Below are 23,637 nucleotides of genomic sequence, written 5' to 3'. Positions count from 1 at the left end.
AAAAAGTCTTTTTAGATATAAATTTTGTTTGTGATTTGATGTTGGAGGATAGGATATACAGCAAACTATCAATACAAGAATTCAATAATCTTATTAAAGATAAAGTTGCAATGACAGTTTCATCCACTTCTATACCAACTATATATTACATAGCAAGTAATGCTTATAAAGAAAATCAGTTTTTTATCCAGCAGATGATATCTTTACGCAATCAAGCCAGTGTTTTTAATGATAAACTAAATAAAAACAATGCTTTTGAAGTAGCTAAGTTTTTTATAGATGAAATTTTAAAAGAACCAAAACAAGATAATAACAAAAAGCTAGTTATAGAGGCATTATACTCAATGTGTAATAATGGTGTTGTTGAGCTATTGCCTACCACGTCTATTGCTACAATAGAGGCTATAAAGTATTGCAGAGATAATCCAAGCAATGATTTAGAAGATGTTTTGCAGTATTTTATAGCTAAAGAAAATGGCTGTGATGTTATTTACACGAATGATAAGAAATTTCCTAAGCTTGATATACCACTAAAAAGAACTGACCCTAACATACCTGATTATATTCCCACGCAAGATAAAGCAGATAAAAGTATAAGTGATTTAAAAAAAGAGTTTAATGAAATTTTTTCAAATACTCCAGTGGATACAAATAAGGCAGAAATTAAAAGAGATAAACAATGAGAAAACTTATATTTATTGCCCTAATGAGCGGTATTTGTTTTGCAAATTCTCCAGGTGCTTTAAGTAGTCTTACAAAAGAACATACAGAGGTATATCCTACACACGAAAATCAGTATATTACTATCATCAATAAAAAAGAAATTATGAAAGATATATTGATTAGCAAGGCAAATTTTATATTTGAGTTAAACAAATTTAAACACTTGCTTTTTAATAATTTTATCATTGACGCAGAGAAAAAATACTACAAGGAATAAGTATGGCAAATGATTTTTCAACTGATGAGGCTCTTAAGGAACAAAGACGCAAAGAGAAACTTTTAAATATAGTCAATAAAGAGCAGTATAGATTGAAACTTGGCATAGTTTATCTTTTTACCAGTGGTTTTAATTTAATTGCTATGATAATTGCCTACCTACTTTATAAACTGAGCGGATATAGCTTGGATATCGTAATTACTCTATATCTCATATCTATTATTTTTTACTACAAATACTGGTTTAACTACACCAAAGACGGAAAGCATTTTGACGGATTTGTGTTTAGGAGCTTGGTTGCTTTTAATATTAGAGTTGAGAAAAAATTGCGTGAAATGCTAGAGCTAAATTCGGCAAAAAAGATTAAAGAATGATAGATAAAAAAAACATTGAAAACTCTACAGTAGTAAGAATTCAAAAGGATACATTTAGTAAAAAAAGCCTATTAAATCAAGAAGAAATAAAGGTTTATAGTGCTTTGATAAAAGCGATTAATGAGCTTGGCATTAGTGGACTTGTAAATATAAATTCTCAAGTAAATTTATCGGCTTTTATAAGTAGTGATATTGCTTATCCGGATTTTAATAAACTATCCGTTGATTTTTTGATAACTAGCAAAAAAACAGCCGAGCCTTTATTGGTTATAGAGTATTACGGCGGAGGACATTATGGCAATGAAGAAGAGGCGTTAAAAGTAGAGAATAGAGACCTTATAAAGTTATCTATATTTGCTAAGGTGGAGTTGCCTTTTAAAATAATTTGCAATAGTGAATTGGATGATATTATGGTGTTTTGTAAGAATTTACTTGAAAAATTTGCGGATCAGTGTAAGGAGAATTTAGGAGGAGATAAACAGTGAAAAAGATTATTGTGTTAATGGTTTTTAGTGCGATCTATGTTTTTGCTTGTGGTGGTTGCCGTGATCAAGGACTAGGGCAACAGCTAGGACAAGTATCGGTGCAAAAATTTGAAGCACTAGACAAGCAGACAGCAGAAAAGATTAATGAGATTGTGGCAAAAATTCATAAGGCACACCAGGAATTAGAAGTGGAGAATAAAAACATACTTATTCAAAATCAAAAGTTAGTAGTACTTCAAGCGGTTTTAGAAAAACAAATAGTATTTAATCAAGATGTTATAAACAAGCTTCAAGGGATATTAAATACCAAAGAAAACGAAAAAGGATACTTTGAAAAATGAAAAAGATACTTTTGGTTTTTATTTTTTCAGTAGAATTTCTTTTGGCTGGAGTGTGGAGTAGTAGTGGCGAAGACGGCATTAATCAGTAGAGTTAGACAGCTAAACGAAAAGACCATACAAACTACGAGCAGATAAGAAAAACTCAAGTAGATAAAGTGGTTGAGAATGATGAGCTAAAACAAAGGCTTTTAATTAATCATAGAGAGCTTTTAAAGAATGAGAGTATAGAAAAGCAAATGGTTGATATGACAAATGCGTTTCAAAATCCATAGGATTAAATTTTAACGTTCAAGGCAGTTTTTCATAACCCGCTCCCGCTCGTTTCAAAATCCATAGGATTAAATTTTAACGACAAAGCTCTACCCTTTAGTTGATATTTTTCATTTGTTTCAAAATCCATAGGATTAAATTTTAACAGTCTTGGAAAAAGCCCTGAAGTCGCAGCAACTGGCAGTTTCAAAATCCATAGGATTAAATTTTAACTCTGGATTATCTTTATAGAACTTAAGCCTATCTACAGTTTCAAAATCCATAGGATTAAATTTTAACCTTTTCCAATTCATTATGGTTTGATACGCAGTTTTTGAGTTTCAAAATCCATAGGATTAAATTTTAACACAAAAGAAAAAACAGATAGTGTGTTTGATAGCTTGTTTCAAAATCCATAGGATTAAATTTTAACAATGAAAGCTATTTTCAACTAATAGATCACATAAAAGGTTTCAAAATCCATAGGATTAAATTTTAACTATAAGAGGAACATATAGCTTACTTCTACTTCTTTGGTTTCAAAATCCATAGGATTAAATTTTAACCTTCCCAAGTATCTCTATGGCTCTCCAAAGTAGCCTAGGTTTCAAAATCCATAGGATTAAATTTTAACAGCAACCAAATCATCATACATCGGCAATCATTGCAAATTATTATAAATATATCCGACTTAAAAGCTGCTTATAAAAGCCTTTTTTGCAAACAAAAAACCCTAAATATAGGCATTTAAATAAACTTAAACTTAGCTTTAAAAACTAATCCCCAAAAAAATACAAAATCTCTCTTGTAAAGTAAGCTAATCAACATACCCTTCATAAGGATAATTCTCACAAATGCACTTTTTTATCTGATTTGCTTCACGCCTAATTATTTGCCTATAAGTTAAAAACTGATTTTCAAATTTCACCTGAGAAGTAAGGGCTTTTATCATATTTAACTCTATTTTTTGCACAGCTTCGTTTGTAAACCTTATCCTTCCGGCATCAGTTTTAAAGTCTTTTGCTGTGATTTCATCTTTATTTAGCATATTAAAAATCAAATTATCCCCTAAAACAGGCTTAAAAATCTCAGCCAAATCAAGATGCAAGCTAAGCGACCTGTAATTTGGCTCGTGTAAAAACGAAATCCTAGGATCAAGCTCGGTTTTATAAATTTCGCTTAAGCAAACATTATAAATTCTAGTATTTACATAGCTTATAAAAGTGTTGATTTTATCAGTTGGTGGGCGTTTTGAGCGAGCGATAAATTTAAAGCTTTTTTGATTTTTTATGATTTCGTTCCATTTTATAAAATATTCCTTTGCAAAAGCCCCTTCGCACGCCATAATTTGGGCTATATTTTGGGCATTTTTTAGAGCTTTAAGATGCCCATCTTCTTCAAATTTAACGCCTCTTTTTGTGCAGTTATTTATAGAGTTTATCATCCTAGCTTTGGTTATTTCTTTAGCGATTGCTACTCTTTTTATCTCATCGTCAAAAGTTCTTACTTGATTTAAAAGCACAAAGCCGCTTTTATTTACTGAATTTGGCGAGTTTGGATAGAAATTTCCACGAAAACTTCCATGCTGACTAAATATATGAAGCAAGATATTATTCGTGCTTAAAAACGCCATAGTATAGGTATCTAACTCAACTTTGCCAAGGATATAAATTTCATTGATAGCGTTTATGGGTAGGATTTTTGTGTTTAAAATCAAGCCATCTTCATCATATTTATCAAAATAAATATTGTTATCTTTTCTATAAAGTTTTCCACTGCTTAGCAAAAAATGTGTTCTATCTGTTTTCATAAATCTCCTTTAACTAAAAAGTGGTTCATTTTTATCTATACCTATAACTTCGCGTTTAGTGTAACTTTGCTTATCAAATTTATAGATGATTATAGAGTCAAATTTGGCGTGGATGAGCTTTTTGAGATGGGCGGTTAGCTTTTTGTAGTCACTTTCTCTAATCTCGCCTTCATAGACGCTAAATTGCACTCTTGGGATATATTTTTCTACAAGTTTTCTTACGCGGTTTGAATTATTTTTCTCTTTTTCTTCGCTATTTGAGATGTCATAAAACAAAATAATATACATAAATTTCCCTTAAAAACAATAGTCATTGTAAGCGCAATTTTTACAAAATTTACATTTAGCTGCCTTTGGTGGAGTTTTAAGGCTTAAAAACTCACTCATTTCATCCAAAAGCTCTCTTATAAGCTTAAAATTCTCATCGCTATCATCAATGGCGATAACTTTTTTACCACTTATTACTTTTCCATAAATTTGCTTTAAATTTAGAGCGGTTTTAAGAGTGTAGATATAAAAAAGAAGCTGCATTTTAGCGGCGTTTTCGTTTTTTAGAGATTTTTTATATTCGGTTATGATGTAGTGACCACTTTGCTTTGCAATTTTATCAAATTTAAGGTTTGAGTATGGGAAATCGTGCAAATTTTCCCTTAAATCAGCTAAGGCTTTTCCAATTAGCATATTTTCATCATCTTGTCGTGCGTGAATTTTTCTAGAATACAGCCAAGCTTCTCTTTTACAAGTTGTGTAGTAATTTACCAAAGTACCTGTGATCTCTTCTTTTGTAAAAATCATGAAAATGCCATTTCTTTGGAGTTAGCTTTTAAAATTCCTACATTTTTATCATATTCTGGTGCGTTAAAAGGCAAGTAAGAAATATCACAAAATTTTACTTTTTCTAGGCGAGTGCCAAAATTTTTAATGTCATTTTGGCTTATATTGACGCCGTATTTTATAATTTTTTTAATGATATTGTTTCTAAATTCTTTGATTTTAAACTCATCATCATTTTTATAATTAAAGAAAACTTGCTCCAAATCCGAAATAAAATTAGGCTTTGGTTCTATAATAATAAGTTTTTTATATCTATTTTCTTTCATAATTTCATCTATTTTGCTATTTATAGTTTCAAATTCAAGTTTTGAAATCTCATTTTCTATATATAAATTTTCTAAATTTTCATGAATTTTTTTAAAATAAATATTAGAAAATTCTAAAATTTCACTCTCTTTTATCTCTTTTTGTTTTAAGATTTTAAAGATGCTATCGCTTATATTTTGCAAATCTCCATATATTAAAGCTTCAAATTTGCTAATGTTATTAAAAACATATAAAACACCATCACCAAATTCCCCGCTTCTATTTACCCTACCTGCTGTTTGTATAATAGAGCTTATAGGACTTATTTCTCTAAATCCAACTTCAAAGCTAAGATCCACACCAGCTTCAATAGACTGGGTTGAAATGAGAAGTATTTTTTTAGATTTATCATTTTTATTTTTAAGCCGTTTTTTAATATCACCTATGATTTGCAATTTATGATTGTCAGTCATGTAGCCATTTATTGAATATGTTTTAAATTCATCTTGAAATTTAAAGTATAGCTCTTGAGCTTTTTTGATAGTATTTACAACGACAAGGGTGTGTTTATCTTTGGCAACTATTTTGATTTGTTCTATGAGTTCATCTTCGTCTTTATCTAAATATTTTATTTTATATCTATTTTGTTTTTTGAAATAGTCTAGGTTTGAAATTTCTTTAAATTCAGGGCTATTGATAACTGGCATTGTTGCTGACATAAGTATGAAAACAGAGTTTAATTTTTCTGAAATAATTTCACAAAGCTTGATAAAATCTTGTCTAAATTTATATGGCAAAGCTTGAGCTTCATCAACTATAATAACACTATTTTTAAGGCTGTGAAATTTGACATTGTCTTTGTTTGAGTTACCAAACATGGCGTAAATTAGTTGATACATTGTTGTGATATTTATATCAGCACTAAATGAGTTTAGCATAAATTTAACTTTTGAATATCTATCACTATCTAAATCTATATCTTCGTTTTCATCATTTTGGACTATAGTTTTATGGTGGATTTTTTGCACTTCCAAATCAGGATAGATTTTCGAGAAAGTGTCGTAAGTTTGATCTATGATGGATGTAAAAGGAAGAGTAAAAATAACTCTTTCTTTTTTAAATTTAAGAGCGAAATTTAGAGCAGTTAATGTTTTGCCATAGCCTGTTGGAGCTGTTAATGTGTATAAGGAGTGGTTTTTATCAAAATTAGATAAAACAAATTGTCTAAAATCTTCTCTTTTTTTATTTTCAGGTAGATTTCTATCTTCATCTTTTACTAAATTTTTTATATATTTTTCAAGCGGTTTTAATTGAATGGGCTTTGAAGGAGTAAATTTAGAGCTAAAAATTGCTTCAAATTTGTCATTAAAGATTAAATTTGAGTAAATAGATTTAAATTTTATAAAATCATCGTAATTAAATTTATGCTTAAATTCTGATAATAGTAAATATCTTGATAATTTTTTAGCTTTTTCGTGTATATTATCAAATTTAATATCTTTAAATTCACTAAAAGTTTTTGCATTTTCTATAACTTCATTTGCAAAGCTAAACTCTATACTGTTTTGGTAGTAATCACCAAAGTTTTTGTTTGAAACTTTTAAGGAATAAAAATCTTTTACATCTGTGTGATGAGAAATTATTGCTAAAAATCCAAAAAGTGTATCTAGCTGATCAAAGTCGCTATTTGAAACAAAAAAATATCCGCTTAGTAAAGAGTGCTCTTTATTTTTTACTTTTGATTTATCTCTTATGTAAATTTGAAAACTATTTTTAAGTTTTGCAATATCGTGATAAATTTTAACCTGTTTTTCTAGTGTGGCATCGTTTTCATAAAGCATTCCTAAAATGTGATTTATGAAGATTTTATTTGGATGAGATAGAAATTCATCAAACAAAATAGAGTCTTTCGTCATTGATTTCGTAAATTTCACCACTATTTTTAGCAAGAAGTTTGCCTAAGTTTATTTCTATGATGAAGTTTTTAAACTCTTTAAAGATTCTATTGTTTTCTACATCACAAGGCATAGTGTAAGATGAGAGTTTGGCACTAAAATTATCTTTTTCAAAGATAAAATCGTTTTCTAAAACAAAGCTAGAAACATAGATTTTTTCATCTTCTATTTTGTTAAAGTTTTTAATCTCTTTAAATTTAAAGTCAGCAAGGCAAAAATTTATGCCAAGATATGGTGTATATACGCTTTTATGCTCTTTAATATTTTTATAAATTTGATCTTGAAAGTATTTATCTAAATTTTCTAAATTTAGATAAATGGTATAGTTTGGCTCGCAAATTAGCTCTCTATAAAACTGTTTTTTTTGAGATGCATCTTGGTAACCATCAGCTAATTTCATACTTGAGCTAAGAGCCATTTTTATACCATTAAAAATCATAGTTTTTTTCTTTAAGGATGCGTTTAGTTTAACGCTATATTTTAAATCTCCAAGCTTTTCATACTCTTTTAGCCCTATTATGGCTCCCAAAAGTCCCATTATGGCTGTTTTTGGCGGCACTGGATAAGTAAGAGATGAATAAATTGTCGCAGGATGGCTAAAATGCGCATAATCTCCCCATAAATCAAAGGCTATTAACATCTATTTCTACCCAGCTTTTATCAAATTCATCTTCATTTAAATTTTTAAAGTTAAAATCGCTGATGAATTCAATCTTTTCTATATCATTTTTATATAGTTCAAGTTTTTCTTTTAAATTTGAAAAATTGATTTTAAAATCTTTTATACTTCTTATTGCCTCATCTTCTTTTTGTGAAATTATTGAAACTAAGTTGTTTAGATCTCCTGTAAAGGTATTATTTTTATAAGATATGATTAGTAAAAATCTAGGTATTTGCCCTATTTTTGTGCGAGTTGTTAAATTTTTGCTTCCATTCCAAAGAGCTTTTAGAATTTTTTTAGCATCATCTTCGCTAAAATTTGTATTTTTAGCATTATTGTTATCAAAAATTCCATAAGTTGCAAAAAATGCGTAGTCTAAAAAAGACTCTTCCCTAAATGTTTTTGCATCTTTATCGCTTCCGCTTGCAAATGCACCAGCACCTTTTATGTATTTTACTGAAACTTTATGTAAAGATTTTGAGATTCTAAACTGAACTGGACCAGTAAAGCTTACACTTTTTGTTTTAACTTCTTTTTCTTTGTTATCAGAAATTGGCAATACTCCACCAAAAGCACGAATATCTATAAAATTTGATAAAATTGCTTCTATGATTTCATCTTTATTTGCTTTTTTGATATCTATATTTAGCTTAGTTTCCTCTCTCATTGCTGTTTTTGCATCTAGTATTTTTCCGTCTTTATCTTCGTATGTTTTTATAAAAATCTGATCCGGATTTTCTCTAATTAGTTCATCTCTTATTGTTCTTTTTATTCTAACATCAGTAGCTTCTGCTAAACTTGTTTCTTCATCCAGTCTAGGAGCATTATCATTTAACATATCTCCGTTTGGATTAAAATTTTCACCATCCCAAAAAAATAAAATCTCTTTTTTAAGCATCATTTTCTCCTTTTTTATCTTTTATATGTTTATTAAAATCGCTCCCACCCATTGCAAAAGCGATTGTAATGTGTGAACTTTTTACTATTTCGCTACTTGTTACGGTATCTGCTAGCGTTTCAAAAAGCTTATCTTTGATTAAATTTATTTTTTCTGTGCCGCTTATAGCACTAGATGTAGATGAAACTTTTCTAATAGTCTCATCGCATTTTTTATAAATTTTTTCAAGATTTGATCTGTTTATAACTCCTATATTATTTAGCCAGTTGGCATAAGAGCTTTTTTTAGACACTCCAAATTGCCAGTTTATTGTGGCTGCTGATAGCATACCAATAAGATATGCACTTTTTAAATTTGGATTTTGCAAAAAGCTACTATTTGCTATTAGTGAATTTAATTTTTCATCTAGTGATAAATTTTTCACATCTATATCCTTTCTTAGGTTAAATTTTATTTTGCCTATATCATTAAAGAAATTTATATATTTTTCTATACTTTCTATAGTTCTATCTTTGTAGTAATCATTAAAATATTTATCCCATTCAACATTGTTAAAATAAGCTTTATTATTACTACCAAAAACTATTAAATTTGCTATTTTAGTAAGCAATATATCTAATTTTATTCTTTTATCAGTAAGTAAAATTTGCATAATCTCTAAGTTGTTATTAAAAAGCTTTTGCAAATAAATCATATCTTTTGGATTGTTTTTTGAACTAAAGGCTTTTATTTTATATTTGGCGAGATTTTTTGCAATATTGGTTATGTAAGATGGCAAAATATCATCAATAACCAAAAATAAATTTACAGCAGCATTTGTTTTTCCATAAAATAAAATAGTTGCTAAAACAGGGTAATCTTTTAAATAAAGCCCACTATTTTCTAGAGTTAAGTCAATCATTTCTTCGCCATCTTTAATGCTATTTATATCGCCATTTGTAGTTTGTTCCAAAATTTCTAAAATCTCTTTTGAGATATCTTTGTCATTTGTTAAAAATGTTGGCAAAATAGCCATTTTAAGACCATAAAAATTGTGAGATAGTTTTTTATCCATAGCATCATAGCCGATTTTGACGATTTGTGCATTTTCTGGACTAAGTGGTAAAAGTCTAGGTTTTATATATTGCAAATTTTCAGGAAGTTCATTTACAGAACAAAATGCTAAATTTGCATCTCCTCCAATTCCTTTGATATTTTCTATCATATCATATCCATAAACATTTAAAACTTTGGTTTTGGAGATATGTTTTATGTATGTCTCTTGAAAATATGCAGAAACCGGCTTTTTTTTATAAGATAAGGCTAAATAGGTTGCTGTTTTTGTGCCTTTTTCTTCTTGTAGTTTTGAAATTTCATCTATTTTATCTTTAAAAAAATCTTCATCTATGTTTTTTAATATAGTTAAAATTTTATGCTGGTCGCAACTTACATCACCAAAGTCATCACTGAATTTTGATAATAAATTTTTGCAAGCAGTTAAAATACCTTTTATAAATTTATCTAAATTTAAATTGGTGTTTTTATCAAAAAATTGGTTTGGAAAAAGATTTCCAGAATTTGATCCAACGCCAAAGCGAGTGATAATTAATTCATCTTTTAAAACATTAAGACTAGGAATTATCTCTTTTGTTTCTATGTCAAAAAGATAGGTTTTGATTTTGCCATATTTATAAGCATTATTTTTTATAATGGCTTCATCACTTTTATAAACACTTCCTATGTCATAAAAAGTTTTTATAATATCACTCATTATTGCTTCCTTTTTGTATTTTTTGAATTATAGCAAAAAGTAATTTCTTTGTCAAATTTTATTATTATATTAAGTTATATATTTTGACATAAATTGAAATTTTGCTATAATTCTACCTTTTAGCAAGGCATCTTATAGATTTTGAAATTTATTTTATTAAGTTAAAGCCTTGCTAAACTTTTTCTACAAAGCCACATCCATAGCTCATAACACCACTTCCAAGCCCGGTAGAAAGGGCTAAATTTATTAAGTCGTTATTCGCTTTTATATTCCAGTTTCCAAGCCAAGCTTTCATATAGTTTTTATTATTTCCGTAGTAAAATTTGTGAAATCTCTCAAAATCTTGCCATAAAAGCTCTATTTTAAGCTCGTCTTCATAAGCTTTACCATAAAAAGTTTCATATTTCTGAAGTAAATTATTTGTCATAATTTCTAAGTGCCTTGAATCAGCTGGTTCGAGATAGACTTTTCTATCTAAAAGCCCTTTTATATTGCAAACAACATATCCTTTTAAATTTAAATCCGTTTCATCCGTTTTGTGCTCACTTAAATTTATCGCTGTATCAACCAAGTGAATCTCACCAAGCCTTAAGCTATTTTTTAGTAAAGAAACAGCTACTATCTCTTCTAGTTCTTTTTCTAAAGCACTAAATTTGATATGTAAAAGCCCGTCTTTAAGAGTAAAGCAAAAATTTGTTTTTTTGAAAACCTTTCCACTACCATGTTTGTATCCAATATGTTCTATTTCAGGTAAATTTGAGTAAAAAAATCCCTGAATCAGCTTTGATAAACCTTTATAAATTTGTAAATTTTTTGATGGAATTTTGCTTTGTATTGTAAGCATTGAAAAACCTTTCATATGGAATTAATATTATATTTTCAAAATTCTATATTAAGGTAGTCAAATTTTTGTTTAAATTTATATTTTTTCAAAAAAATCTTTATATTTTATCTATTTTTAAGTTTATTTCTGTAAAATACCATTTCGCTTTTGTAGAAGCGATGTTATTTAACTTACTATTGTTAAAAGTCACAAACAAGTTTTAATAAAATAAAACAATTTTACAGGACCTTGTTAAAGCTTTAATTATATTGATTACAAAAAAGCAAGCTTTTAGATTTATCTGTTATCTAAATTTAAAAGTTTAAAGATTATGTCACGGTATATAAAGAGTTAAAAACTTATCTTTATATATTATTAATCTCTTTCCGTCTTAAATCATATATAATTAAACATTGTAAATAAAGTAAGATAAAAATAAAGAGAGAATTTTTTAGACATTTAAAAGTTTAAAAGGTAACTTTTTATTAATTAAATAATAAAAATATAGTTCTTATTTATAACTTTATTAGCTATAGAGTTTAAATATCAATTATTAATATTTAATTATTTAAAATATTTTTATTACTATTTATCTTTAACAAGGAAGTGATGCGAATTAGAATATAAACATAATAAACAATTCTAATAAATTCCAAAGACAATAAAATTAAATTTACTTACAATCGGTGAATTTATGTTTTTGTTGTAAATCTTTATAACTTTAGGTGGGTTGAGAGAGTGCTTGCACTCCCCACCGTAAAGACGAATTTTATTCGTCTGCGGAATTAAAAAAAGGTAAGCTACTAAGAGCAAATGGTGGATGCCTTGGCTGGTAGAGGCGATGAAGGACGTACTAGACTGCGATAAGACACGGGGAGCTGTCAAGAAGCTTTGATCCGTGTATTTCCGAATGGGGCAACCCAGTGTATAGTAATATACATTATACGGGTTACAGAGAATAGATTAAATACCAAATTTTATTATTAAATTTATTATGATTAACTTTTAAATTATTTCTTAGTCTATAAATCATAGTTTAGAAATAACTATAAAAGAGTAATAAATAGAATAGATAAAAATATTTTTTACTTCATAAAGATTAATTATAATAAACTAAAAACTAAAATTTCTGTATATAGTTATCTGTTGTCTGTAATCCGTAGGCGAACGTGGGGAATTGAAACATCTTAGTACCCACAGGAAAAGAAATCAAAAGAGATTACGCTAGTAGCGGCGAGCGAACGCGTAAGAGGGCAAACCACTAGTTTACTAGTGGGGTTGTAGGACTGCATAAAAGACTAAAACATGATAGTAAAACAATCTGGAAAGATTGAGCATAGAGGGTGATACTCCCGTATACGAAATCATCTTTTTACTTAGCAGTATCCTGAGTAGGGCGAGGCACGTGAAACCTTGTCTGAATCTGGGAAGACCACTTTCCAACCCTAAATACTACTACTAGACCGATAGTGCACAAGTACCGTGAGGGAAAGGTGAAAAGAACTGAGGTGATCAGAGTGAAATAGAACCTGAAACCATTTGCTTACAATCATTCAGAGCACGATTCTTTATGACGTGTGATGGACTGCCTTTTGCATAATGAGCCTGCGAGTTGTGGTGTCTGGCAAGGTTAAGGAAACCCGGAGCCGTAGCGAAAGCGAGTCTTAATAGGGCGTTTAGTCAGATGCTGCAGACCCGAAACGATGTGATCTATCCATGAGCAGGTTGAAACCGGTGTAAAAACCGGCGGAGGACCGAACTGGCAAGCGTTGAAAAGCTTTCGGATGACTTGTGGATAGGGGTGAAAGGCCAATCAAACATCGTGATAGCTGGTTCTCTCCGAAATATATTGAGGTATAGCGTTGTGTCGTAACTATAAGGGGTAGAGCACTGAATGGGCTAGGGCGTATACCAATGTACCAAACCCTATCAAACTCCGAATACTTATAGTGTAATCACAGCAGTCAGGCGGCGAGTGATAAAATCCGTCGTCAAGAGGGGAACAACCCAGACTACCGACTAAGGTCCCCAAATCTTATTTAAGTGGAAAACGATGTGAAGTTACTGAAACAACCAGGAGGTTGGCTTAGAAGCAGCCATCCTTTAAAGATAGCGTAATAGCTCACTGGTCTAGTGATTTTGCGCGGAAAATATAACGGGGCTAAAATAAGTACCGAAGTCGTAGATTCGGAATACAGATTACAGAATACAGATTACAGAGTTTAAAGAAATAAAACAGAGTGAATACAAATAATAAAAAACTAGATGTAACTGATTTAGAAATTTATAAATCATCTTATAATCTTATGTTAGAAATTCACAAATTAACACTATCTTATCCAAAGATAGAACAATTTGGTGGTATAGCTGATCAATTAAGAAGATCAAGTAAAAGTATAACTGCTAATATGGTAGAAGGTTATGCTAAACATAGATTCTATAAAGATGAGTTTAAAAGAATGCTAGTTTATTCAATAGGAAGTACAGATGAAACTATCTTATGGATAAGAGTTTCAAAAGATTTAGGTTACATTGATGAAAAAATATCTAATAAATTAATAAAAGAGTATAAAATCTTAGTTAGAAGATTATCTGTATTTACAAGTAGTATTAAATAATTAACTTTAAATTCCGTAATCCGTATTCTGTCATCTGTATTCCGTCTGGTAGGAGAGCGTTGCATTCAGCGTTGAAGGTGTACCGGTAAGGAGCGCTGGAGCGGATGCAAGTGAGCATGCAGGCATGAGTAGCGATAATTAATGTGAGAATCATTAACGCCGTAAACCCAAGGTTTCCTACGCGATGCTCGTCATCGTAGGGTTAGTCGGGTCCTAAGCAAAGTCCGAAAGGGGTATGCGATGGAAAATTGGTTAATATTCCAATACCTTTGATTATGTGCGATGGAAGGACGCTTAAAGCTAGTGGGGCTAACTGATGGAATAGTTAGTCTAAGGATGTAGGTTGAGTTATAGGCAAATCCGTAACTCTTTATCTGAAATCTTAAAGGCTTACAAAACTCTTCGGAGTAGCGTAAGAACCCATGATGCTATAGAGCCAAGAAAAGTTTCTAAGTTTAGTAATCAAAGCCCGTACCGTAAACCGACACAGGTGGGTGGGATGAGTATTCTAAGGCGCGTGGAAGAACTCTCTTTAAGGAACTCTGCAAAATAGCACCGTATCTTCGGTATAAGGTGTGCCTACCAGGGTGTTAAAGCCCTAGAGGTTACAACAAAGAGTCCCTCCCGACTGTTTACCAAAAACACAGCACTCTGCTAACACGTAAGTGGATGTATAGGGTGTGACGCCTGCCCGGTGCTCGAAGGTTAATTGATGGGGTTAGCATTAGCGAAGCTCTTGATCGAAGCCCGAGTAAACGGCGGCCGTAACTATAACGGTCCTAAGGTAGCGAAATTCCTTGTCGGTTAAATACCGACCTGCATGAATGGCGTAACGAGATGGGAGCTGTCTCAAAGAGGGATCCAGTGAAATTGTAGTGGAGGTGAAAATTCCTCCTACCCGCGGCAAGACGGAAAGACCCCGTGGACCTTTACTATAGCTTGACACTGCTACTTGGATAAAAATGCGCAGGATAGGTGGGAGGCTTTGATCCATAGATTTTGGTTTATGGTGAGCCATTGTTGAGATACCACTCTTTTTTATTTGGGTAGCTAACTAGCATGAGTTATCCTCATGTAGGACAATGTCTGGTGGGTAGTTTGACTGGGGCGGTCGCCTCCCAAAATGTAACGGAGGCTTACAAAGGTTAGTTCAGAACGGTTGGAAATCGTTTGTAGAGTATAAAGGCATAAACTAGCTTAACTGTGAGGCATACAAGCCGAGCAGAGACGAAAGTCGGTCTTAGTGATCCGGTGGTTCTGTGTGGAAGGGCCATCGCTCAAAGGATAAAAGGTACCCCGGGGATAACAGGCTGATCTCCCCCAAGAGCTCACATCGACGGGGAGGTTTGGCACCTCGATGTCGGCTCATCGCATCCTGGGGCTGGAGCAGGTCCCAAGGGTATGGCTGTTCGCCATTTAAAGCGGTACGCGAGCTGGGTTCAGAACGTCGTGAGACAGTTCGGTCCCTATCTGCCGTGGGCGTAAGAAGATTGAGGAGAGTTGACCCTAGTACGAGAGGACCGGGTCGAACCAACCACTGGTGTATGGGTTGTTCTGCCAAGAGCATCGCCCAGTAGCTAAGTTGGGATGTGATAAGAGCTGAAAGCATCTAAGCTCGAAGCCAACTCCAAGATGAATCTTCTTTTAAGAGCTCTTATAGACTATAAGTTTGATAGGCTGGATGTGTAAGTGATGTAAGTCATTTAGCTGACCAGTACTAATAGCTCGTTTGCTTATCTTTTATTTTTTTTGTTTGTCTTTTTTCTACTAAACTGCGTCAGACTTCATATAGTTCTGCGGTCATTACCTATATGGTAACTCCCTTGAACTCATTTGTCTTCCTTGTTTAGCGAAAAAATACCTCCAAAAATACATAATAACTATACAAATAAATAGTTAAAATTAAGCATCACTTCCTTGTTAAGGATAAAATTAATAATGATTTAGTTTAGTGTAAGAACAATTGCACGAAAGCTTGATTAGATTTTTGCATTCATTACCTTTAAGGTAACTCACTTAAAACTAATCAAACTTTTTACAAGCCTTACATCTAATCACAAATCAAGTTTGCTAGAAAGATATAAAAGTGAAATATCTTTAATCCTTAATAAGTAAAAAGTTTTATAATTAAAACTTAGACTTTTAACAATTTATCTAACAGTGTTTAATAAGAATACTTTTATAAGTTCGTGGTTTGCTTAAAATACGACTATTTTTAATTTAGATAAGGAAAGCGAATAATAAGCATACTTTTTAATCTTGACGCAGTATAAATAAAAAGAGAAAGTATTTTTATTTAACACTGCTTTGTGGCTATACAGATATGGAAACGCCTTGCCCCATCTCGAACCAAGAAGCTAAGCATATCATGGCTGATGATACTCTCCCTTACTGGGATGTGGAAAAGTAAGTCGCTGCAAAGCGTGTTAATAATTTATTCTACAAATCTTTCTTAATTTATTCACATTTATTTATATTAAAATAATTAAATAAATTTAGTATTTTTTATATAATAATTCATATTAAATTAAATATAATTTGCTTTTGTTATTGTTTGTTTCCATTTGTTAATTTTTATATAAATTTATAAAATTTTAAGTACAAAAAATGTAAAATCTGATTTATCCTAATATATTATTAATTAATCATTATATATAAGAAAGATAAAAAATATACTAAATTTAAAGGAAAATATATGAAAAAGTTACTTTTATTATTAATGCTTGTTTGTTCTTATGTATTTGGAGCTATAGATTTAAATACAGCTTCTAAAGACGAACTTATGACATTAAAAGGTGTTGGAGAATCTAAAGCAGAGGCTATCATAGAGTATAGAAAAACTAATAAATTTAATAGTGTTGAAGATATAAAAAATGTCAAAGGTATAGGTGATAAGATTTATAATGATAATAAAAATAGTATGAGTGTAAATAAAGCTAATAACAACAAAAATAAAAAAGAAGATAAGAAGGATAAATAAGTCTTTATAATGCTTTTATGATTATAAAGAGTTTATTGTAAATTTATAATTTTAAATTTTGCTAATATAATATTATATTAGAATGGGATTGTAAAGTAAATCTTATCCTTATGATGTTTATGATTGTTATGGGGATAGGTTTTTAAGTTAAAGCTGTGATTTTTTATATGTCAATTTTGCCTTATGTTATATGATTTAAAATTATTTGCAAGTTGAATTTTTAACAATATAACTAACAGCTACTGAAAAAGTACTTTCATTACAAGTTGACTTAAACTCACAAGCTTTACTAGGCCAAGTAATATTTTTCGTAAAACTACCTACTAAATAACTTACTTTAATCATAACATTTTTATTATCTGCCTGTTTTATATCTAGAATTTTAACATCTATATTAAACATTTCTTTTTTTTCGCTAGATATTTGTATTAGTACATCCATTTAATAAAAATGCGGCAACTAAACCAAATAAACAAAATTTTATTTTGCTAACACAACTTATCGTTTATTAATAAATATAAGTATATTATGGTCTAAATTTGAATTGTATTTAAACTTTAAAATAGAATACGGCGGTAAAACGGTATTTGTTGATAAAATTGATATTTTTTTGTTGCCTGTTTTTACATTAAATGCTTTTGCGAAGATTGATATACAGGCACGAAAAAGGTTTTAACAAATACATAAAAATAACCTAAATTTAAAAGATATTTTGTAAAATGTTTTTGTAAGAATAATCATATAAGATAATATTATTACCACATATAAATTTAGTAATACGATTGTTATGCAAAATAGGCAATACATATGAAATATAGTGGTTTTAAGGTAAAATAATAGGCATAAAAGACATTGTTGCTTATAAAATAAATACAGTTACCCACTTATTTATCTAGTTGTTATGCTGTAATAAAGTAATATAGCATTAGAAAATTATATTTAGTCATTGATGCATGAGGGCTTTTTAGCAGCAAAAATGATATTATGGTAGATTTAAACTATGCTAATTAATAGTTCTAGAATGAATGAAGATAGTGTTGTATAAGATTTATGATACAATATCTATCAAAAAGTTGAAACTATGCAGGTTTTTCTAGTTATGTAAAAGGTAAATATATGAAACCAAAGTACAATTTTTTTAAAAATACAAAATATGCATTAAGCGGTATTTATTGCATGTTAAAGAGCGAAACTTCTTTTAGAATAGAACTATTTTTAGGCTCTATTTTTATCATTATAGCCCTGTGTTTAAAAATAGATATATTGCATAAAATTTTACTTATTTTGCCTATATTTCTTATTTTTATAACAGAATGCATAAATTCGGCTATAGAAAGATGTGTAGACCTTGTTACAAAAGATTATCATATATTAGCCAAAGAAGCAAAGGATATAGGGAGTTGTGCTGTATTTTTATCAATATGTCTTTGTGTGTGTATTTGGGTTGCTATACTTGTAAAAATTTTTATTTTAATCTAGCTTTTATTTTGATTTAAAATATGATAAAATTAAGCTATGAAAAATGTAATTATATTAATATTTATTCTGTTTTTTTTAAACGGTTGTTTGTGGTTTAATGAAAGAGGAATTTCTACTAGATACTACAATGATTGCAAAGAGTATTATGATGCTACTGGGACTTATCAAAGAAAATGCCCACAAAATATTATTGATTGGTAGATAAATGAATCTTGAAGAGATAAGAAAACAAAAATTAAATGAGCTCAATTTTGAAATTTATAAAAAAAATATTAGCAATATATCAAATTTACCTATCATAGAATCCGAGTGTAAATTTGATGATGTTATAGAAATTTCAGCAGATATTGATGATAAAACTAAAAATCTAGTTTATGAAACGGCTTTAAGTTTAAAGCCTTGGAGAAAAGGTCCTTTTGATGTTTTTCAAACTTTTATAGATTCTGAATGGCAAAGCTTTATTAAATTTAATATTTTAAAACCATTTTTAAATTTACAAGGCAAGGTTGTTGGAGATATAGGTTGTAATAATGGCTATTATCTTTTTAGAATGTTAAATTACAATCCGGCAAAATTAGTCGGTTTTGATCCTGGTATTAGGGCGTATTTGCAATTTAAATTTATAAATCATTTTATTAACAGCAACATACACTTTGAGCTTTTGGGGGTAGAGCATTTGCCTTATTATGAGTATAAATTTGATACGCTTTTTTGTTTAGGTGTTTTGTATCATAGAAGCGATCCGATAAAATGTTTGAAAGATCTTAAATCATCATTAAATCCAAATGGCGAGTTATTTTTAGACACTATGATCATTAATAGCGACAAAGAAATAGCTCTTTGTCCTAACAAAACTTACTCTAAGATACCAAATATATATTTTATACCAAGCATAAAGGCTTTGCAAAATTGGTGTCAAAGGGCTAAATTTAAAGATTTTACAATACTTGCAACAAAAAAAACAGATGAAAATGAACAGAGAAAAACAAGCTGGATTGATGGTGAAAGTTTGGATAATTTTTTGAATAATAAAGATAAAAATTTTACAGTAGAAGGCTACCCAGCGCCACTTAGAGCCTATATAAAGCTTAGTATATAAAGGAAAAATATGTCAAGTGATATAGAAAATTTAGAAAATGATGATCAAACTTCTGAATTAATGGAAAAATGGGAAGTTATAAGAGGTGATTTAAAATTTGAATGGCTTATAAAACCAAATATATGTGGATATATTATTGAAATAGATAAAAATAGTGCAAAAAGTATTTTAAATACGAATATGGATATGAAAATAGATAATGAAAATTTGATAGATGTATCATTTTTATTTATGGCTGCAAATTATTGTGCTTATGCTTCCATAAATGAAAAATATTTAGTTACTATTGGTGTAAAAATAAGTTTTTTAGCACATCCTAAGCTTGGTGATGTGATTGATTTTGTCGCAACTTCAAATTTTGAAGAGAGTAAAAAAAGAGAAGTTAGGGTTGTTGGAACTATAAAAGATATAAAGATTTTTGATGCAGTTTATCAGATTTTAATATTAGAAGATCATGTATTAAGGATAAAAGAAAAATTAACTAAAAAAGCAACTAAAAATAATGACAAAGAAGATTAAAGCCTTTTTATCCATGTTGTGATATTATTTTGCTCTTCTTTTAGTGTTGATGGTATTCCATGACCTGGTAAAAGTATAAAATCTTGTTGTATTTTTAAACATTTTTTTAGGCTGTTTTTCATATCTTCTTTGTTTGAGTGTGGAAAATCATATCTTCCAATAGAGCGATAAAATAAAAAATCCCCACTAAATAGATAATCACCTATCTCTATCATCGAGCATCCTGGTGTATGACCTGGAAAGTGGTGAAATTTTATTTTAAAATCGCCTATAATGAATAGATCTTCATTGCTTATTTTTATGTCAACTTTACTAGGATTATACCCAATGCCAAAAATATCATTTTCTATCATAAAAATATCATCTTTTGGTGCATAAATAGGTATATTAAATTTATTTTTTAATTCAAAATTATTATAAATATGATCAAAATGTCCGTGTGTATTTAGGATTGCAAGCGGATTTTTTACATTATTAATTACCCATGAAAAAGAATTTTCTCCTGGATCTATGATTATTTCTTTGTTATTTATAGACAATATGTAGCAATTAGTTTGATATCTTCCGCATTCTTTTGTTAAAACTTCCATTTTTAGTCCTTTTTTGTTACAATTATAATACTTAATTTTAAATTTTTACTTTTGTATTCTTTTTGTAATTTTAAAAGAATTTTTTAATATAAAAACCAGTAGAATTAATAAAATTTATATTATTAAAGATTGAAATGAGTAATTATTCAGATATACATAATAAGATATTAAATTTTTTAAAATTAAATTTAAATACTGCTAAAAATTTTATAATTGGCATTAGCGGTGGTTTGGATTCTGCTGTTGTAGCTACTTTGTGTGCAAAAGTGTCACAAAAAAATACATATGCGTTGCTTTTACCAACTAAAATTTCTAATGTAAAAAATTTAGAAGATGGGATTAATCTTTGTAAAAAACTTGGTATAAATTATAAAATTATATCAATAGAACCTATTTTACAAGCTTATAAAGTAAGTATAGATGAAAATTTAAGTAACATTAGATTAGGCAATCTCTGTGCTAGAATTCGAATGAGTTTACTTTATGATTATTCTGCTAAGATTGGTGGATTTGTTGTAGGAACTTCAAATAAAAGCGAACTAATGTTAGGATATGGAACTATATATGGCGATATGGCTTGTGCTATAAATCCAATTGGTGAAATTTTTAAAAGCGATATATTTGAGTTTGCAAAATTTCTAAAAATTGATAAAACATTCATTGAAAAAAAACCTAGTGCCGATTTGTGGGAAAATCAAGATGATGAATCTGATTTGGGCTATAGTTATAATGAATTAGATATAATTTTAAAAGAGATAAGTAAAAACGGCATAAGCAAAGTAGATTTGTATAATAAATTTGATAAAGATTTGGTAGATAGAGTTTTATATTTAGTAAATAAAAATAGTTTTAAGTTGCATCCTCCTAAGATTGCTAAAATACATTAGATTGTAAAGGAAAAATATGAAAAAAATAGATTTTTTTAGACCTCAAATAGATGACAAAGAAAAAGAGCTTATAAAACAAGCATTAGAAAATCCAAATAGTGTTGATATGGTTCTTGATTTTGAAAACAGCATAAAACAATATTTTGGTGTAAAGCATGTTATTTCTACTAATAATGGTACATCTGCAAAACATCTTGCACTTTGTGCCATGGATATCAAAAGAGGAGATAAAATAATTTGTTCTGTAAATTCGTTTCCAAATATTGCAGAAGTTATAAGGCATTTTGATGCAGAACCTATTTTTGTTGATATAAAAGAAGATGATTTTAATATAAATCCGCAAAAATTTGAAGATGTTATAAAGGCGAATAAAAGTAAAAAATTAAAATGTGCTTTTATAACTCATATGGCTGGCCAATCTGCAGATATGGAAGAAATTTATGATATAGCTAATAAGTATGAAATAGATATAATAGATGATGCAACTAATGCTCTTGGTGCGACATATAAAGGTAAAAAAATAGGAAGTATGAGTTCTAAGATATCTTGTTTTAGAATCAATTCACAGTTTAATATTAGTGTTGCAAGTGCTGGTTTTATGCTTACAAATGATAGTGATATTGCACAAAGGGCTTTACTTTTAAGAAATCACGGTATCGTAAACAATGGTGGAAAGAATGATAATTTAGGTTATATTTATGATATCGTAGATATAGGCACCAAATATAGCCTTTGTAGTATAGATGCTGCTTTTGGTTTGGCTCAGTTTCAAAAAGTTGATATGTTTATCAAAAAAAGAATAGAAATAGCGTCTATTTATAATAAAAATTTAAAAGATTGTCCACATATAGAAATTCCTATAAATAATGGCGAACATATTTATTTTCAATACATAATAAAAGTTGATAAAAATAGAGATAGTTTTGCTAAAGATTTAGCAGATATTGGTATAAGCACAGCTCTTCATTATGTCCCTTTAAACCTTTTAAGTTATTATAAAAATAAATATAATTTAAAAGTAAATGCATTTCCATCTGCACTTAAGACATATCAAACTGTTCTTTCTTTGCCTATTTATTCTGATTTAAAAAACGATGAGATTGAGTATATTTGCAGTAGCATTTTAAAAACAGCAAAATCTCGTGTGTAGACAAAAAATACATTTATGGATAAATAGGTATTTTTATAGACCAAATTTATTTGATGTATTTTTATCCATAGCTTTGTTGCCATTTAGTTTTGTTTACGGATTTTTGGTTTGTATAAAAAAGCTATGTTTTAAACCAAAAAATTTTGACATAAAAATTATAAGTGTTGGAAATATAATTGTAGGTGGTAGTGGAAAAACACCACTTGTTAAAGCTATTTATGAGTTATTTTCCCCGCAAGTCAAAACCTTTATAGTTCTTAGGGGTTATAAGAGAAAGTCAAGTGGCTGTTTGCTAGTTGCAAATGATGGAGAAATTTTTTTAGATGTTATAAAAAGTGGCGATGAAGCTATGGAATATGCTAAGTTTAAAGCAAATGTTATAGTTAGTGAAGATAGAAAACTTGGTATTGATATGGCTAAAAAATATGGAGCAAAGTTAATTATTTTTGATGATGGATTTTCTAAATTTGATATAAAGAAATTTGATATTTTGCTTAAGCCACAGATAGAGCCATTTTTTTCATTTACTTTTCCAAGCGGTGCTTATAGATATCCAACTTTTTTTTATAAATTTGCAAATTTTATACCACAAAATTCAGATATTATAAAAAATAGTAAAATTATAAATCCAAGCAATAAAATGCTTTTAGTTACGGCCATAGCAAATCCACATAGATTAAAAGATTATTTTGATAAATGCGTGGGAATAGAGTTTTATCCAGATCATTATGATTTTAATAAAAATGAACTTTTAAATTTATTGCAAAAGTATCAAGCCACAACGCTTCTTGTTACTATGAAAGATTTTGTAAAAATTGAGAGGTTTAACTTGCCTACTTCAATAATAGTTTTAGAAACTACTATTAGTCAAAAATTTGCAAAAACGCTTTATAATTATGTCTTTGATAGTAAATTTAGCTCGTTTTAGATAAAATTAAAATAAAAATAT

23 protein-coding genes, 2 rRNA genes and 1 CRISPR repeat array are annotated in these 23,637 nt (G+C 29.2%); of the genes, 15 read left to right on the top strand and 10 right to left on the bottom strand.

The window, feature by feature from the left end; all coding sequences use genetic code 11:
* Positions 1–110 precede the first annotated feature (110 nt).
* Genes CSPB_RS04450 through CSPB_RS04430 form a run of 5 tightly spaced genes read left to right on the top strand, consistent with a single transcriptional unit; the run spans position 111 to position 2,140 of the window.
* The gene (locus tag CSPB_RS04450; RefSeq protein WP_195180711.1) at positions 111–683 is read left to right on the top strand and encodes a type II toxin-antitoxin system VapC family toxin; all 573 of its coding nucleotides are present in this window, start codon (positions 111–113) and stop codon (positions 681–683) included.
* On the top strand, positions 680–940 hold the full coding sequence (locus tag CSPB_RS04445; protein WP_089193313.1) for a hypothetical protein: 261 nt from the start codon (positions 680–682) through the stop codon (positions 938–940). Before CSPB_RS04450 ends, CSPB_RS04445 begins: the two co-directional genes overlap by 4 nt.
* A 2-nt stretch (positions 941–942) precedes the next feature.
* Positions 943–1,314 (top strand): hypothetical protein, encoded by a 372-nt coding sequence (locus CSPB_RS04440; RefSeq protein WP_089193312.1) that lies wholly within the window; start codon positions 943–945, stop codon positions 1,312–1,314.
* On the top strand, positions 1,311–1,799 hold the full coding sequence (locus tag CSPB_RS04435) for a DUF2726 domain-containing protein (RefSeq protein ID WP_089193311.1): 489 nt from the start codon (positions 1,311–1,313) through the stop codon (positions 1,797–1,799). Before CSPB_RS04440 ends, CSPB_RS04435 begins: the two co-directional genes overlap by 4 nt.
* Positions 1,796–2,140, top strand: coding sequence for a hypothetical protein (locus CSPB_RS04430; protein WP_089193310.1), 345 nt, complete (start codon positions 1,796–1,798; stop codon positions 2,138–2,140). The genes CSPB_RS04435 and CSPB_RS04430 overlap by 4 nt, the downstream gene beginning before the upstream one ends.
* Before the next feature lie 256 nt (positions 2,141–2,396).
* A CRISPR array of direct repeats spans positions 2,397–3,023; the repeat unit is 30 nt; unit sequence GTTTCAAAATCCATAGGATTAAATTTTAAC.
* 183 nt (positions 3,024–3,206) lie between these two features.
* On the opposite strand, the gene cas1 is transcribed toward CSPB_RS04430, so the two are convergent.
* From cas1 to CSPB_RS04390, 8 genes are all read right to left on the bottom strand, one after another.
* The gene (cas1, locus tag CSPB_RS04425) at positions 3,207–4,199 is read right to left on the bottom strand and encodes a CRISPR-associated endonuclease Cas1 (RefSeq protein WP_089193309.1); all 993 of its coding nucleotides are present in this window, start codon (positions 4,197–4,199) and stop codon (positions 3,207–3,209) included.
* A 9-nt stretch (positions 4,200–4,208) separates the two neighbouring features.
* Positions 4,209–4,487, bottom strand: coding sequence for a CRISPR-associated endonuclease Cas2 (gene cas2 / locus CSPB_RS04420; protein WP_089193308.1), 279 nt, complete (start codon positions 4,485–4,487; stop codon positions 4,209–4,211).
* A 9-nt stretch (positions 4,488–4,496) separates the two neighbouring features.
* Positions 4,497–4,991 (bottom strand): Dna2/Cas4 domain-containing protein, encoded by a 495-nt coding sequence (locus CSPB_RS04415; RefSeq protein ID WP_193625394.1) that lies wholly within the window; start codon positions 4,989–4,991, stop codon positions 4,497–4,499.
* Positions 4,991–7,177: a CRISPR-associated helicase Cas3' gene (gene cas3, locus CSPB_RS04410; RefSeq protein WP_235606474.1), complete on the bottom strand. Its 2,187-nt coding sequence runs from the start codon at positions 7,175–7,177 to the stop codon at positions 4,991–4,993. The genes CSPB_RS04415 and cas3 overlap by 1 nt, the downstream gene beginning before the upstream one ends.
* Positions 7,170–7,874, bottom strand: coding sequence for a CRISPR-associated protein Cas5 (gene cas5 / locus CSPB_RS04405; protein ID WP_089193305.1), 705 nt, complete (start codon positions 7,872–7,874; stop codon positions 7,170–7,172). Before cas5 ends, cas3 begins: the two co-directional genes overlap by 8 nt.
* Positions 7,858–8,793, bottom strand: coding sequence for a type I-B CRISPR-associated protein Cas7/Csh2 (cas7b, locus tag CSPB_RS04400; protein WP_089193304.1), 936 nt, complete (start codon positions 8,791–8,793; stop codon positions 7,858–7,860). The genes cas5 and cas7b overlap by 17 nt, the downstream gene beginning before the upstream one ends.
* Entirely contained in the window at positions 8,786–10,543 is a 1,758-nt protein-coding gene (locus CSPB_RS04395) for a TM1802 family CRISPR-associated protein (protein WP_089193303.1), read from the bottom strand. Before CSPB_RS04395 ends, cas7b begins: the two co-directional genes overlap by 8 nt.
* A gap of 172 nt (positions 10,544–10,715) precedes the next feature.
* Positions 10,716–11,387 (bottom strand): CRISPR-associated endoribonuclease Cas6, encoded by a 672-nt coding sequence (locus CSPB_RS04390; protein ID WP_089193302.1) that lies wholly within the window; start codon positions 11,385–11,387, stop codon positions 10,716–10,718.
* Between the two features lie 772 nt (positions 11,388–12,159).
* Between CSPB_RS04390 and CSPB_RS04385 the strand changes: the two genes are divergently transcribed.
* The 3 genes from CSPB_RS04385 to CSPB_RS04375 all read left to right on the top strand — a co-directional run bounded on the left by CSPB_RS04385 (position 12,160) and on the right by CSPB_RS04375 (position 16,964).
* A 23S ribosomal RNA gene (locus CSPB_RS04385) occupies positions 12,160–15,725 on the top strand.
* A 564-nt stretch (positions 15,726–16,289) separates the two neighbouring features.
* A 5S ribosomal RNA gene (rrf, locus tag CSPB_RS04380) occupies positions 16,290–16,407 on the top strand.
* Positions 16,408–16,679: 272 nt separating this feature from the next.
* The gene (locus CSPB_RS04375; RefSeq protein WP_089193085.1) at positions 16,680–16,964 is read left to right on the top strand and encodes a ComEA family DNA-binding protein; all 285 of its coding nucleotides are present in this window, start codon (positions 16,680–16,682) and stop codon (positions 16,962–16,964) included.
* 201 nt (positions 16,965–17,165) lie between these two features.
* Here the strand turns inward: CSPB_RS04375 and CSPB_RS04370 are convergent, their stop codons facing one another.
* A complete protein-coding gene (locus CSPB_RS04370; RefSeq protein WP_089193301.1) occupies positions 17,166–17,405 on the bottom strand; it encodes a hypothetical protein in 240 nt (79 codons plus the stop codon).
* Between the two features lie 675 nt (positions 17,406–18,080).
* Between CSPB_RS04370 and CSPB_RS04365 the strand changes: the two genes are divergently transcribed.
* Genes CSPB_RS04365 through CSPB_RS04355 form a run of 4 tightly spaced genes read left to right on the top strand, consistent with a single transcriptional unit; the run spans position 18,081 to position 20,061 of the window.
* On the top strand, positions 18,081–18,443 hold the full coding sequence (locus tag CSPB_RS04365; protein WP_089193300.1) for a diacylglycerol kinase: 363 nt from the start codon (positions 18,081–18,083) through the stop codon (positions 18,441–18,443).
* A gap of 36 nt (positions 18,444–18,479) precedes the next feature.
* Positions 18,480–18,644, top strand: coding sequence for a hypothetical protein (locus CSPB_RS09080; protein WP_195180633.1), 165 nt, complete (start codon positions 18,480–18,482; stop codon positions 18,642–18,644).
* A gap of 4 nt (positions 18,645–18,648) precedes the next feature.
* Positions 18,649–19,542: a tRNA 5-methoxyuridine(34)/uridine 5-oxyacetic acid(34) synthase CmoB gene (gene cmoB, locus CSPB_RS04360; RefSeq protein ID WP_089193299.1), complete on the top strand. Its 894-nt coding sequence runs from the start codon at positions 18,649–18,651 to the stop codon at positions 19,540–19,542.
* A gap of 9 nt (positions 19,543–19,551) precedes the next feature.
* Positions 19,552–20,061, top strand: a complete 510-nt coding sequence (locus tag CSPB_RS04355; RefSeq protein ID WP_033915623.1) for a hypothetical protein — start codon at positions 19,552–19,554, stop codon at positions 20,059–20,061.
* On the opposite strand, the gene CSPB_RS04350 is transcribed toward CSPB_RS04355, so the two are convergent.
* Positions 20,058–20,651, bottom strand: coding sequence for an MBL fold metallo-hydrolase (locus CSPB_RS04350; protein WP_089193298.1), 594 nt, complete (start codon positions 20,649–20,651; stop codon positions 20,058–20,060). The genes CSPB_RS04355 and CSPB_RS04350 overlap by 4 nt on opposite strands.
* A 134-nt stretch (positions 20,652–20,785) precedes the next feature.
* Here CSPB_RS04350 and CSPB_RS04345 point away from each other — a divergent pair, with 134 nt between their 5' ends.
* The 3 genes from CSPB_RS04345 to CSPB_RS04335 are packed head-to-tail and all read left to right on the top strand — an operon-like array spanning position 20,786 to position 23,616.
* A complete protein-coding gene (locus tag CSPB_RS04345; protein WP_089193297.1) occupies positions 20,786–21,538 on the top strand; it encodes an NAD+ synthase in 753 nt (250 codons plus the stop codon).
* A 16-nt stretch (positions 21,539–21,554) separates the two neighbouring features.
* On the top strand, positions 21,555–22,688 hold the full coding sequence (locus tag CSPB_RS04340) for a DegT/DnrJ/EryC1/StrS family aminotransferase (protein WP_089193296.1): 1,134 nt from the start codon (positions 21,555–21,557) through the stop codon (positions 22,686–22,688).
* Entirely contained in the window at positions 22,681–23,616 is a 936-nt protein-coding gene (locus CSPB_RS04335; protein ID WP_089193295.1) for a tetraacyldisaccharide 4'-kinase, read from the top strand. The genes CSPB_RS04340 and CSPB_RS04335 overlap by 8 nt, the downstream gene beginning before the upstream one ends.
* Positions 23,617–23,637: the final 21 nt, after the last annotated feature.

It is taken from the genome of Campylobacter sputorum (assembly GCF_002220775.1).
GTDB lineage: Bacteria > Campylobacterota > Campylobacteria > Campylobacterales > Campylobacteraceae > Campylobacter_F > Campylobacter_F bovis.
This window is presented reverse-complemented; position numbering and strand designations above follow the sequence as displayed.